Raw genomic sequence first — 12576 nt, 5'->3', positions numbered from 1 at the left:
GATGGGTAAGGTCTGGTTCGGGATTCCGCCCGGCGCGCCGGCGTGCGCGCGGAATCGGGCGGTCTGCATGTAGCTTAGCGGCTGGCCCGCGCTCTTGCGCACGGGCGCAAGACAGGCGCAACAGAGACGCATGAATGAGTGGGCGATGGAGCGCGCATGTGGGGACGTATGTGGGGACGTTTCGGCCAACTCAAAGGGCCGGCCGCGCGCGGGCGCGGCAACGGCCCGCGCAAACCCGCAGGCCGGCGGACCCGGCGCCCACAAAACGAAAAAGCGCGAACCGGCGTCCGCGCTTTCCCTCATCCACGCCGGCAGGCGGCCTCAGGCCACCGCGTCGGCCGGCTGCTTCTGCAGCAGCGCCAGCAGTTGCGCCAGTTCGTCGCGCATCTTGCGGCGGTCGATGATCATGTCGATGGCGCCCTTCTGCAGCAGGAATTCGGCGCGCTGGAAGCCTTCGGGCAGCTTCTCGCGCACGGTCTGCTCGATCACGCGCGGGCCGGCGAAGCCGATCAGCGCCTTGGGCTCGGCAATCACCACGTCGCCGAGGAAGGCGAAGCTGGCGGACACGCCGCCCATCGTCGGGTCGGTCAGCACGCTGATGAACGGCAGCCTGGCGGCCGACAGCTGGTTCAGCATCGAGGTGGTCTTGGCCATCTGCAGCAGCGACAGCAGGCTTTCCTGCATGCGCGCGCCGCCGGTGGCGGTAATGCAGATGAACGGCACCTTCTGCTCCAGCGCCGACTGCGCGCCGCGCACGAAGCGCTCGCCCACCACGGAGCCCATCGAGCCGCCCATGAACTCGAACTCGAAGCAGCTCACCACCACCGGGATGGTGTGGATGGCGCCGCCGATCACGACCATCGCATCGGTCTCGCCGGTGTCTTCCATCGCGGCCTTGATGCGGTCCGGGTACTTCTTGGTGTCCTTGAACTTGAGCGCGTCGACCGGCACGATCTCCTGGCCGATCTCGTAGCGGCCCTCGGCGTCCAGCAGCCCGTCCAGGCGCTCGCGCGCGCGGATGCGCATATGGTGGTCGCACTTCGGGCAGACGTGCAGATTGGCCTCGACGTCGGTGCGGTACAGGACCGACTCGCACGACGGGCACTTGACCCACAGCCCTTCCGGAATGCCCTTGCGGGTGGAGGGGTCGGTCTGTTGAATCTTGGGAGGGAGGAGTTTATCCAACCAGCTCATGAAAGGCTCCTTTCGGCACATGCGCGGAACATGTCAGGCCGCGAATTTACCACGCCTGCCGTTCGCAGTCCCCGTTCCGCCGGGTTCATGCGCCCGTTGCGGCACATGGCCGCCAAATTCGGTGTTGCGGCGCGGCACCGCGCGCGCGCCGGAGCGCCCCGCGGTGCCGCCCGGATCACGTTCAGGCGTCGAGCGCCTGGCGGATGTCCGCGATGAAGCCGCGCAGCGATTCTACCGCCTGGGCGCGCGGCGTATCTTCGAGCAACTGCACCAGGCGGCTGCCGATCACCACGGCGTCGGCCACGCCGCCGATCGCGCGCGCGGTCTGCGCGTCGCGGATGCCGAAGCCCACGCCCACCGGCAGGTTGGCATGGCGCTTGATCAGCGGGATGCGCGCGGCCACGCTGTCGAGGTCGAGCGTGGCCGAGCCCGTCACGCCCTTGAGCGAGACGTAGTAGAGATAGCCGCTGGCCACCTTGGCCACCGCCGCGATGCGGTCGTCGGTGGAGGTCGGCGCCAGCAGGAAGATCGGGTCGATGCCGCTGGCGCGCATCAGCGCGGCGAAGGACTCGCACTCCTCGGGCGGATAGTCCACCACCAGCACGCCGTCCACGCCGGCCGCGCGCGCGGCGCGGGCGAAGGTCTCCTCGCCCATGCGCTCGATCGGGTTGGCGTAGCCCATCAGCACCACCGGGGTGGCGTCGTCGGTCTGGCGGAACTCGGCCACCCAGGCCAGCACCTGGGTCAGCGACACGCCCTGCGCCAGCGCGCGCTCGGAGGCGCGCTGGATCACCGGGCCGTCGGCCATCGGGTCGGAGAACGGCACGCCGAGCTCGATCACGTCGGCGCCGCCCGCCACCAGCGCGTGCATCAGCGCCACGGTCAGGCCGGGCTCGGGATCGCCGGCGGTGATGAACGGAATCAGGCCCTTCTTGTTGTGCGCGGCCAGCGCCGCGAAAGTCGATTGGATCCGGGACATGGTCATTGGGCAAAGTTGGGCGACTGCGTGGACGAGGACGGCAGCAGCGGCTCGTCGTTCGCAGCGGCGATGATCAGGCAGGCCGGCTCGGCCTGCGGCGCGGTGATGGCCTGGGCGACGCGCTCGCGCGCCACGCCGGCGTACTCGGGGTTCATCTCGAAGCCGACGAAGCGCCGCCCGTGCCGCGCGCACGCCACCGCGGTGGTGCCGCTGCCGGTGAAGGGATCGAGCACCAGCCCGCCGGGCGGGCAGCTCGCCAGCACCATGCGCTGCACGATGTCGAGCGGCTTCTGGGTCGGGTGGGCGGCGCGCTCCGGGTCCTGGCGGTGGATGCGCGGCACGCTCCACAGGTCCTTGGGGTTGTAGCCCACTTCCAGCCACTTCTTGCCCTCGAAGCGCGGACGGCTGCGCGCTTTCTTGGTCTCGGCGTCGTAGGGCACGCGCACCGGGTCGAGGTCGAAGTAGTAGTCGCGCGCCCGCGCGAAGAAGCCGATGTTGTCGTGCACCGAGGAAAACTTGCGCGTGGTGCCGCCCATGCTTGGCACGCGCCGGTCCCAGATGATCTCGTTGATCATGGTCAGGCGCTGCTTGAGCATGACGAACAGCTCGGGCGAGTACTGCCAGGTGCAGAACAGGTAGAGCGAGCCGCGCGGCGCCAGCTTGGGCACCACGGCGTCGATCCACGCGGCCGACCATTCCAGGTAGGCCGGCCCCGAGAGGCGGTCGGAATCGTTGCCGTAGTCCTTGCCCAGGCCATAGGGCGGGTCGGCCACGATCAGGTCGATCGAGTCGTCGGGAATGCGCTTGATGCCTGCCAGCACGTCTTCCTGGTACAGCAGCAATTGCGGCGCCGCGCTCGCTGCGGGCGCGGCGCCACCCTCGGTGGCGTCCGGCGTGAAGAGATCGCGCATCAGAGCTTCAGCCCCGCGCGTTCGGCCACGGTGTGCATGTCCTTGTCGCCGCGCCCGGACAGGTTCACCAGCAGCAGCTGGTCCCGGGGCAGCGTCGGCGCCAGCTTGCAGGCGTAGGCGATGGCGTGGCTCGACTCCAGCGCGGGGATGATGCCCTCGATGCGGCAGCAGTCGTGGAAGGCCTTGAGCGCTTCCTCGTCGGTGATGGGCACGTATTCGGCGCGGCCGATGTCCTTGAGCCAGGCGTGCTCGGGGCCCACGCCCGGGTAGTCCAGGCCGGCCGAGACCGAGTGGGTTTCGATGATCTGGCCGTTCTCGTCCTGCAGCAGGTAGGTGCGGTTGCCGTGCAGCACGCCCGGCGAGCCGCCGATCAGCGAGCAGGCGTGGCGGCCGCTCTCGAGGCCGTCGCCGGCGGCCTCCACGCCGATCAGGCGCACGTCCTTGTGCTCGATGTACGGGTAGAAGATGCCCATCGCATTGGAGCCGCCGCCCACGCAGGCGATCACCGCGTCGGGCTGGCGCCCGGCCAGCTCGGGCATCTGCACCTTGGCTTCCTCGCCGATCACGCACTGGAAGTCGCGCACCATCATCGGGTAGGGATGCGGGCCGGCCACGGTGCCGATGATGTAGAAGGTGTTCTCGACGTTGGTGACCCAGTCGCGCATGGCTTCGTTGAGCGCGTCCTTGAGGGTCTTGGAGCCGCTTTCCACCGGCACCACGGTGGCGCCCAGCAGCTTCATGCGGTAGACGTTGGCGGCCTGGCGGCGGATGTCCTCCGCGCCCATGTAGACCACGCACTCCATGCCGAAGCGCGCGGCGATGGTGGCGGTGGCCACGCCGTGCTGGCCAGCGCCGGTCTCGGCGATCACGCGCGGCTTGCCCATGCGCTTGGCCAGCAGCGCCTGGCCGATCACGTTGTTGATCTTGTGCGCGCCGGTGTGGTTGAGGTCCTCGCGCTTGAAGTAGATCTGCGCGCCGCCGAGCGTCTCGCTCCAGCGCTGCGCGTGGTAGACCGGCGAGGGCCGGCCGACGAAGTGCTTCAGCTCGCGGCGGTATTCCGCGTCGAACTCGGGATCCTTCTGGAAGTGGGCGTAGGCTTCGCGCAGCTCGTCGAGCGCGTGCACCAGCGTCTCGGACACGAAGGAACCACCATAGGGGCCGAAATGGCCACGGGAATCGGGCAGGTCGTACATGAGTCAGCTCTTTGATCAGGACCCCCGGCCAAACTGGCGGCGGGTCCGATGAAATGGGGTCGTGCGCCTGGCGGGCGCAGGGCAGGCGGAAAGCCGGCGAGCGGGAAACCCTGACTCACCCGGCATCCGCGCTGCGCACGGCGCGCACGAACGCGGCAATCCTGGCGTGGTCTTTCACGCCCTTGGCAGCCTCCACGCCGCTGCTTACATCGACAGCGTAGGGCCGCACGCGCTCAATCGCGCCAGCGACGTTTTGCGCGTTCAACCCACCACTCAAAACGATCCGAGGAGCGGCGCTTGCGGTCGGGTTGTGGACAGGCGGAAGCCATGCGGGGGGTATCAGGGTCCAGTCGAAGACGTGGCCGCCACCGCCGTAGCCTTCGACGAAGGCATCGAGCAGCAAGGCAGCGGCATCGTGGTGCAGATTGGCGAATTCTACCAAATCGAGGCCGGCCCGCACGCGTGCCGCGCGCAGAAAAGGCAGCCGGCAGCGCTGTGCCGCCAGGGTACAGGCCTCGGGAGTCTCGTCGCCATGAAACTGGAGTAGCGTAAGCGGCACCCGCTCGGCCACGTGGGCGATTTCCTCGGCGTCGGCGTTGACGAACAGCCCGACCACCGAGACGAACGGCCCGGCGGCCTCGGCCAGCGCGGCCGCGCGCGCCACGTCGACATAGCGCGGGCTGCCCGGGTAGAACACCATGCCGATGGCATCGGCGCCGGCGTCCACCGCGGCGCGCACGTCTTCCTCGCGCGTCAGGCCGCAGATCTTGACGCGGGTGCGGTGCGGCTGGGCCGGCTCAGGCAACGGGTTCATCGGCAAACACTCCGTGGAACAGGCTGCCCGACGCATCGGCGGCGGGCAGGCGGTAGGGCTCAGGATACTGCACCGCGGCCAGGTAGAGGCCGTCGGGCATGAAGGTGGGCGCCGCCCTGGCGCGGTTGCGTCCGGCCAGCACCTCGGCCAGCCACGCGGGCGGATAGCGCCCGCGCCCGACCGCCACCAGGCAGCCCATCAGGTTGCGCACCATGTGGTGCAGGAAGGCGCTGGCGCGAAAGCGCACGAAGACCCAGTTGCCGTCGGCCTTGAGGGTGACGTCGTACATGGTCTTCACCGGCGACTTGGCCTGGCATTCCGCGGCGCGGAAGGCCGAGAAATCGTGCTCGCCGAGCAGGCAGGCGGCGGCCGCGCGCATCGCCTCCAGGTCCAGCCCCTGCCCCGGCGGCAGCATCAGGTAGCCGGCCCGGCCGTGCACCAGCGGCACGCGGTGCGGCCCCACGTAGAGCGCGTAGTAATACATGCGCTCGAAGGCCAGGAAACGCGCGTGAAAACCCTCGTCGACCGGCTGCGCCCAGTGCAGGGCGATGGACGGCGGCAGGAACGCATTGATGCCGCGCACCCACGAGAACGGCTCGCGCGCCAGCTCCGTATCGATATGGATGACCTGCCCCAGCGCGTGCACGCCGGCATCGGTGCGGCCGGCCACGGTGGTGAGCAGGCGGGTGCCGGCGAACTGCTCGATCGCGTCCTCGAGCCGGTCCTGCACGGTGTTGCGGTGCGGTTGCGACTGCCAGCCGGAGAAGCTGGCGCCGTCGTACTGGAGGCCGAGGGCGATGCGGGTCATGTAGCGGAAACCGGGCGGAGCGGTGGGTGCGGACGGGTGCGGATGCGAGGCGCCCGGACCGGGCCGGCCGCCCAAAAACAAATGCGCCGGAAGCCAGGCTCCGGCGCATTCGCATCGGGCCGGCGCATCCCGCGCTCAGCCCGCCATGATACAGCCTGGCCCGCCGGGCTTGCTCAGGCCACCTCGCGCAGCAGGGAACGGGCCTCGGTCTGCAGGGGCTCCGGCGACTGGTCGACCACTTCCTGCAGCAGCTCGCGCGCGCCCTCCTTGTCGCCGATCTCGATGTAGGCGCGCGCCAGATCGAACTTGATCTGCATGTCGCGGCCGCCATCGGCGGGATCGGCGGACAGCGTGCTCGGCGAGATGCCGCGCGCGGTGTCCAGCCCGCTCTCCGCGCTCACGCGCGACAGATCGATCGGCTCGGACAGCTTGCCGTCGCGCAGCATGGTGGGCGCGGGCAGCGACACCGAGGGCACGGACGGCGGCGCGTCGTGCGCGGCCGACAGATGGTCCGCATTGGCGCTGGCCGGCGCCGCCGGGTTCAGGTCGAGCGAGATGCCCGACATGTCGAAGTCCAGCGGGCGGCTGCGCGTGGGCACGTCGAGCGGCGGCGCGTCGTGGCTGGCGGGCTGGGCATGCGCGGGCAGGTCCAGGCCGTCGTCCAGGCGCGCGGCCAGCGCCGAGGGCTCCTCGGCGGCGCCGAACACCAGCGCCGCCGATTCGGGCGCGGTGATCGGCGTGCCCGCCGCGGGCGCGGGGAAGCCGTCGAGCGGCAGCGCCAGGTCGCCGAGGTCGCCCAGCGCCGTCTCGCGCGGCGGCGCGGCCAGATCGTGCGAGGGATCGTGGGTGCGCCACTGGTCCGCCGGCAGCGTCGTCGTGTCGTTCTGCGCGACATCCGGCGCCACGGTGAGGTACAAGGCGTTGTCCGGCTCCAGGCGGCGCCCCATCTCGGCCGCCTGTGCCCACTCCGCCCCCTGCCCGCCCGTCTGGGCGAACATTTCTTCTGCAATCACGCGAAAACCTTCCACATCCTGACGATTGTTGTAAATCTCCATGAGCTTGAGGCGGATCGCCTGGCGCTCAGGGTCCTGCTGCAGGGCTTCGCGCAGGATCTCCTCGGCCTGCACATCGCGCCCGTAGGCGATATAGACGTCGGCCTCGGCGATCGGATCGACTTCGTTGGCTTCCGCGGCGTTGTTGCCGATGCGGAAATCCGCGCCGAACACGCTGTGCTGCGAGGTGTCGACGCTCTGCCCGCCCGCCGTGCCGAACAGCGAGTGGGCGCCGGCCATGACGGTGCTTTCCTGCGACAGGATGCTGTCCTGGAAGGCGGCGCTCTCGCTGGCCTTCTGCTGCTGGCGGCGGCGGTAGATGGCATAGCCGCCCAGCAGCGCGATCAGCAGGCCGCCGCCCGGCAGCAGCATCGGGTTGGCCAGCAGGTCCTCGAGGAAGGACGGCTGCGCCACGGGCTGGGGCTGCACCACCGGCGGCGGGCGCTTGGCCGCCGGCGCCGAGGCGGCGGCCGGCTTGGCCGCGGCAGCCGCGGTGGCCTGCGCGCCGGCGCCGCTCGCGGCGGCGGCCGGGGCCGGCGCGGCGGGCGCCGAAGCCGCCGTGGCTACCGCCGGGGCGGCGGTGGCCGCAGCCGTGGCGGCGGCCGCGCTGGCATTGACCGCCGGAGCGGCCGGCGCGGGCGCGGCATCCGCCTTGGCCGCATCTGCCTTGGCAGTATCCGCCTTGGCCGCGTCCGCCGGCACCACGGCCGGCGCGGGCGCCGGCGCTTCCTTGGCCGTACCCTTGGCAGCCTGGGCCTGGCCCAGCTTGGCGATCTCGGCGTTCTTCAGCTCGACCAGCCGCTGCATGTCGGTGACGTTCTTCTCGAGTTGCGCGAGGCGTGCCTCGGCTTCCTTGAGCTGGCGCTCCTTGGCGATATTGGCTTCCGCCGTCGCGGCGGCCGCCTGGGCGCCGCGCTCGGGCTTGCTGAGCTTGAGCTCGTCGCGCGGGCCGGCGGCCGGCGCGGCCTGCTCCTGCACGCGCGCGGTGACGTTGCCCGACTGCGAGCGCCCGCTCTCGGCTTCCACCGAGCGCGCGGCGGCCGCGGTGGCGAGCCGGCCGCGATAGGCCTCGAACCCCTGCGTGCGCGCCACCACTTCGCGGCGCGCCGCGCGCGGCGCGACCGCCTGCGCTTCCTGCTGGCTCGGCACCTTCAGCACCACGCCCGCCTTGAGGCGGTTCATGTTGCCGCCGACGAAGGCATTGGGATTGTTGCGGTAGAGCGCGACCAGCATCTGGTCGAGCGAGACCGAATCCTGGCCCTGCAGCGCCTCGCCGGCGATCGAGGAAAGATTGTCGCCACGCTGCACGGTGTACGAACCGGCGGCAGCCGCGGCGCCCTCGGCCACCTGCGGCGCCGCGCGGCGCGGCGGCGGTGCCGGCGTCCTGGCCGGCGCGCGCGCGGCCGGCGCGGCCGGTGTGGCGGGCGCGGCGGCGGGCGCAGCCGCCACCGGAGCGGGAGCGGGCGCCGCGCTGGGCGCCGGCGCGGTGGCGCCCGACTCGTCGGGCGTGCCGGCCTGCACCACCGTGGTGGGCGAGAAGGTCTGGTTGCTCGGCTTGGCCCCGGCCGGATCGAGCAGGAACGTATACGCGCGCGACACCCGGCCGCTCGGCCATGTCATGTCGACGAGGATGTCGACGAAGGGCTCGCTGATCGGCTGGTTGGAACGCACCCGCGCCACGTAGCTGCCGTTGGGACGGCGCTCGACCTGCAGGCGCAGACTGCTGACCGCCGGCAGGTACGTCAGGCCGGCCTTGGCATAGGCATCAGGCGAAGCGAGCTTGACCGCAAGGCCGTCCGCTTCCTCCGCGCTGACACCGCTGATATCGATTTCCGCCTGTAGCGGCTGACCCAGATTCGACTGTACCCGTAATTGCCCGAACCCCGCGGCATACGCGGCCGGCTGCGCGAGCAGCAAGCCGAGTGCCGTGAAGGCCAGCGTTGACCAGCGCTGGCGGGCGATAGGCGCATCTTTCCGGCGATGTTGGCTCACACTCACCTTGTGCTCCGTTGTGTTCTAGTAGTGAAATTAACTTAACATCAATGGTTTAGCGCAGCAAGTTAGCGTCCCGACTGAGCCCCGCGCCAACACTTGCAGGCGTGCTTGCAGGCGTGCGGACAACCGCCTCCGCAGCCTGGCATATGCCGGCTGTATTGTGACCCAACGCTGGAAGAAATAGGCAGCCGCCCGCGACAACGCCGCGCACAGGCGCGGCGTTGTCATCAAAGCGGCAGTTTTTTGTTGCCTGGCAGCAACGAAACCGCGCAGTGGCGCGGCTGCCGCGAAAAACCCCGTTCCGGGGACGCGGCCGCCGGCCCGCCCGGGCGGGCGCCGTCGATCAGGCCTCGATCAGGCCTCGATCAGGATGCGCAGCATGCGGCGCAGCGGCTCGGCCGCGCCCCACAGCAGCTGGTCGCCCACGGTGAAGGCTGACAGGTACTCGCCGCCCATCTGCATCTTGCGCAGCCGGCCGACGGGAATCGTCAGCGTGCCGGTAACGGCCGCCGGCGTGAGGTCGGTCATGCTGGCCTCGCGCGTGTTCGGCACCACCTTGGCCCACTGGTTGTTGGCCGCCAGCATGCCTTCGATCTCGTCGAGCGGCACGTCGCGGCGCAGCTTGATGGTCAGCGCCTGCGAATGGCAGCGCATCGCGCCGATGCGCACGCACAGGCCGTCCACGGCGATCGGCGCGGCGCCGGTGGCGCCCACGAAGCCTTCGCCGCGGCCCAGGATCTTGTTGGTCTCGGCGCCGCCCTTCCACTCTTCGCGCGACACGCCGTTGCCGAGGTCCTTGTCGATCCACGGAATCAGGTTGCCGGCCAGCGGCACGCCGAACTGCTTCGTTTCGCCGGCCGACAGGCCATGCTGGGTCGCCAGGATGGTGCGGTCGATCTCGAGGATCGCCGAGGCCGGGTCATCCAGCAGCGGCTTGACCGAGGCGTTGAGCGTGCCGAACTGGGTCAGCAGCTCGCGCATGTGCTGCGCGCCGCCGCCCGACGCGGCCTGGTACGTCATGGAGGTCATCCAGTCGATCAGGTCGTGCTGGAACAGGCCGCCCAGGCCCATCATCATGCAGCTCACCGTGCAGTTGCCGCCGATGAAATTCTTCACGCCCTTGGACAGCGCATCCTTGATCACGCCAAGGTTGACCGGGTCGAGCACGATGATGGCATCGTCCTTCATGCGCAGCGAGGACGCCGCGTCGATCCAGTAGCCCTTCCAGCCCGCCGCGCGCAGCTTGGGGAAGACCTCGGTGGTGTAGTCGCCGCCCTGCGCCGTGAGCACGACGTCGCACTTCTTCAGCGCTTCGATGTCGTTGGCATCTTTCAGCGTGGTTTCGTTCTTCGCCAGGGCCGGCGCCTTGCCGCCCGCGTTGGACGTGCTGAAGAAAACGGGCTCGATATGGTCGAAATCGCGCTCTTCCTGCATGCGTTGCATCAGGACGCTGCCGACCATTCCTCGCCAACCGACGAGACCTACAATCATGACTTACCTCGGATGTGATTTGAACTTCTTCCCCGCGCTTTCCTCGCCCGGCGTGACTGCGCGGGGAAGACGAGCAGGCACGACGAACGATCTAGCCGATCGCTTTGGTGGTAATGGTTTTAATCGTCGTTGCGGTAAGCGGGTGGCCGTGCGAACCCAGGCCGGCCGGGCTGCTGGTGGCAGTCAGGAGGAGGCTGGCAGTCGAGGGGGACTGGAAGATTCGGACCATCCGCAAAGTCTACACGATTTTGTGGCAGCGCCGCACGCGCGAAATCGGGGACAAATTAAAGAAAAGCGGGGGAAAACGCAGGAAAAGGCGCCCCGCGGGGCGCCTTTCCGACTTGCCGGCGTGCGGCGCCGCCGCCGCGCCGTTGGCGCTTACAGCGCCGCCAGCACCGCCTCGCCCATCTCGCGCGTGCCGACCTGCTTGCAGCCCGGCGTCAGGATGTCGCCGGTGCGGTAGCCCTGCGCCAGCACCTTCTTGACCGCGTTCTCGATGCGGTCGGCCTGCTCGGCGCGGCCCAGCGAGTAGCGCAGCATCATCGCCGCCGACAGGATGGTGGCCAGCGGATTGGCCACGCCCTTGCCGGCGATGTCCGGCGCCGAGCCGTGCGACGGCTCGTACAGGCCCTTGTTGCTGGCATCCAGCGAAGCCGACGGCAGCATGCCGATCGAGCCGGTCAGCATGGCGGCCTCGTCCGACAGGATGTCGCCGAACATGTTGCCGGTGACGATCACGTCGAAGCTCTTGGGCGCCTTGACCAGTTGCATGGCCGCGTTGTCGACGTACATGTGCGACAGCTCGACTTCCGGGTATTCCTTGTGCACGTCGGTGACGATGTCCTTCCAGAACTGGAAGGTCTCGAGCACGTTGGCCTTGTCCACGCTGCACAGCTTCTTGCCGCGCTTGGCCGCGGCCTGGAACGCCACGTGCGCGATGCGACGGATTTCCGGCTCGCTGTAGCGCATGGTGTCGAAGCCTTCGCGCGCACCCTGGAACGGGCCGTCCGGCGCCTCGCGCATGCCGCGCGGCTGGCCGAAGTAGATGTCGCCGTTGAGCTCGCGCACGATCAGGATGTCGAGGCCGGCCACCAGCTCGGGCTTCAGGCTCGAGGCGCCGGTCAGCTCGGGATAGCAGATCGCCGGGCGGAAGTTGGCGAACAGCTGCAGGTGCTTGCGCAGGCCCAGGATGGCCTGCTCGGGGCGCAGCGCGCGCTCCAGCTTGTCGTACTTCCAGTCGCCCACGGCGCCGAACAGGATGGCGTCGGCTTCCTTGGCCAGCTTGAGCGTGGCGTCGGGCAGCGGATGGCCGCTGGCCTCGTAGCCGGCGCCGCCCACGGGCGCGCTTTCCAGCTCGAACTTCTCGCCGAGCGCGTTCAGGACCTTGACGGCTTCCGCCACGATCTCGGGACCGATGCCGTCACCCGGCAGGACTGCGATTTTCATGCTGTGTCTTCCTTGTTGTGTCTGCGCCGGCTCAGCCGACCACGCGGTTGTTCAGCCACGGCATCCGGGTCACGCGCTCGGCCTCGTATGCCTTGATCTTGTCGGCATGGCGCAGGGTCAGGCCGATGTCGTCGAAACCGTTGAGCATGCAGTACTTGCGGAACGGCGCGATGTCGAACGCATAGGCGTCGCCGCCCGGCGTGAGCACCACCTGCTTGTCCAGGTCGATGGTCAGCTTGTAGCCGTTGAACGCATTGGTCTCGTTGAACAGGTGGTCGACCTGCAATTCGGTCAGCGCCACCGGCAGCAGGCCGTTCTTGTAGCAGTTGTTGAAGAAGATGTCGGCGAAGCTCGGCGCGATCACGGCGCGGAAGCCGTATTGCGTGAGCGCCCACGGCGCGTGCTCGCGCGAGCTGCCGCAGCCGAAGTTGCGGCGCGCCAGCAGGATCGAGCCGCCCTGGTAGCGCGGCTGGTTCAGCACGAAGTCCGGGTTGAGCGGACGGAGGCTGTTGTCCTGGCCGGGCTGGCCCACGTCCTTGTAGCGCCATTCGTCGAACAGGTTGGGGCCGAAGCCGGTGCGCTTGATCGACTTGAGGAATTGCTTGGGGATGATGGCGTCGGTGTCGACGTTCTCGCGGTCCAGGGGCACCGTGAGCCCGCTGTGTACAGTGAACTTGTCCATGATCTGGTTCC

10 protein-coding genes are annotated in these 12576 nt (G+C 69.3%); all 10 read right to left on the bottom strand.

Going from position 1 to position 12576, the window contains the following annotated elements; all coding sequences use genetic code 11:
• Nucleotides 1-321: 321 nt before the first annotated feature.
• The 10 genes from accD to leuD all read right to left on the bottom strand — a co-directional run bounded on the left by accD (nucleotide 322) and on the right by leuD (nucleotide 12565).
• Nucleotides 322-1194 (bottom strand): acetyl-CoA carboxylase, carboxyltransferase subunit beta, encoded by an 873-nt coding sequence (gene accD, locus AC3WXD_RS08595; RefSeq protein WP_020206429.1) that lies wholly within the window; start codon nucleotides 1192-1194, stop codon nucleotides 322-324.
• Nucleotides 1195-1375: 181 nt separating this feature from the next.
• Nucleotides 1376-2173, bottom strand: a complete 798-nt coding sequence (trpA, locus tag AC3WXD_RS08590; protein WP_059411389.1) for a tryptophan synthase subunit alpha — start codon at nucleotides 2171-2173, stop codon at nucleotides 1376-1378.
• Between the two features lie 2 nt (nucleotides 2174-2175).
• Nucleotides 2176-3084 (bottom strand): DNA-methyltransferase, encoded by a 909-nt coding sequence (locus tag AC3WXD_RS08585; RefSeq protein WP_020206427.1) that lies wholly within the window; start codon nucleotides 3082-3084, stop codon nucleotides 2176-2178.
• Nucleotides 3084-4277: a tryptophan synthase subunit beta gene (gene trpB, locus AC3WXD_RS08580; RefSeq protein ID WP_020206426.1), complete on the bottom strand. Its 1194-nt coding sequence runs from the start codon at nucleotides 4275-4277 to the stop codon at nucleotides 3084-3086. The genes AC3WXD_RS08585 and trpB overlap by 1 nt, the downstream gene beginning before the upstream one ends.
• Before the next feature lie 115 nt (nucleotides 4278-4392).
• Nucleotides 4393-5091 carry a phosphoribosylanthranilate isomerase gene (locus AC3WXD_RS08575; protein WP_492323521.1) on the bottom strand — a complete coding sequence of 233 codons (699 nt, stop codon included), beginning with the start codon at nucleotides 5089-5091 and terminating at the stop codon, nucleotides 4393-4395.
• On the bottom strand, nucleotides 5075-5899 hold the full coding sequence (gene truA, locus AC3WXD_RS08570) for a tRNA pseudouridine(38-40) synthase TruA (protein ID WP_059411352.1): 825 nt from the start codon (nucleotides 5897-5899) through the stop codon (nucleotides 5075-5077). Before truA ends, AC3WXD_RS08575 begins: the two co-directional genes overlap by 17 nt.
• A 173-nt stretch (nucleotides 5900-6072) precedes the next feature.
• Complete coding sequence (locus AC3WXD_RS08565) at nucleotides 6073-8949, bottom strand: motility hub landmark protein FimV (RefSeq protein ID WP_492323520.1); 2877 nt, start codon at nucleotides 8947-8949, stop codon at nucleotides 6073-6075.
• Between the two features lie 351 nt (nucleotides 8950-9300).
• Entirely contained in the window at nucleotides 9301-10437 is a 1137-nt protein-coding gene (asd, locus tag AC3WXD_RS08560; RefSeq protein WP_029043129.1) for an aspartate-semialdehyde dehydrogenase, read from the bottom strand.
• Between the two features lie 378 nt (nucleotides 10438-10815).
• Nucleotides 10816-11883, bottom strand: coding sequence for a 3-isopropylmalate dehydrogenase (gene leuB / locus AC3WXD_RS08555; protein ID WP_059411350.1), 1068 nt, complete (start codon nucleotides 11881-11883; stop codon nucleotides 10816-10818).
• Nucleotides 11884-11914: 31 nt separating this feature from the next.
• A complete protein-coding gene (gene leuD, locus AC3WXD_RS08550) occupies nucleotides 11915-12565 on the bottom strand; it encodes a 3-isopropylmalate dehydratase small subunit (RefSeq protein WP_020200764.1) in 651 nt (216 codons plus the stop codon).
• Nucleotides 12566-12576: the final 11 nt, after the last annotated feature.

The sequence above is a fragment of the Cupriavidus sp. FW216-B1 genome, assembly GCF_058789195.1.
Note: the sequence above shows the minus strand (reverse complement) of the source record. Positions and strands in the feature narration are given on the sequence as shown.

Excerpts from the sequence above, each read along its gene's own strand:
- accD (WP_020206429.1), bottom strand. The coding sequence starts at position 1,194 with ATGAGCTGGTTGGATAAACTCCTCCCTCCCAAGATTCAACAGACCGAC.
- trpA (WP_059411389.1), bottom strand. The coding sequence starts at position 2,173 with ATGTCCCGGATCCAATCGACTTTCGCGGCGCTGGCCGCGCACAACAAG.
- AC3WXD_RS08585 (WP_020206427.1), bottom strand. The coding sequence starts at position 3,084 with ATGCGCGATCTCTTCACGCCGGACGCCACCGAGGGTGGCGCCGCGCCC.
- trpB (WP_020206426.1), bottom strand. The coding sequence starts at position 4,277 with ATGTACGACCTGCCCGATTCCCGTGGCCATTTCGGCCCCTATGGTGGT.
- AC3WXD_RS08575 (WP_492323521.1), bottom strand. The coding sequence starts at position 5,091 with ATGAACCCGTTGCCTGAGCCGGCCCAGCCGCACCGCACCCGCGTCAAG.
- truA (WP_059411352.1), bottom strand. The coding sequence starts at position 5,899 with ATGACCCGCATCGCCCTCGGCCTCCAGTACGACGGCGCCAGCTTCTCC.
- asd (WP_029043129.1), bottom strand. The coding sequence starts at position 10,437 with ATGATTGTAGGTCTCGTCGGTTGGCGAGGAATGGTCGGCAGCGTCCTG.
- leuB (WP_059411350.1), bottom strand. The coding sequence starts at position 11,883 with ATGAAAATCGCAGTCCTGCCGGGTGACGGCATCGGTCCCGAGATCGTG.
- leuD (WP_020200764.1), bottom strand. The coding sequence starts at position 12,565 with ATGGACAAGTTCACTGTACACAGCGGGCTCACGGTGCCCCTGGACCGC.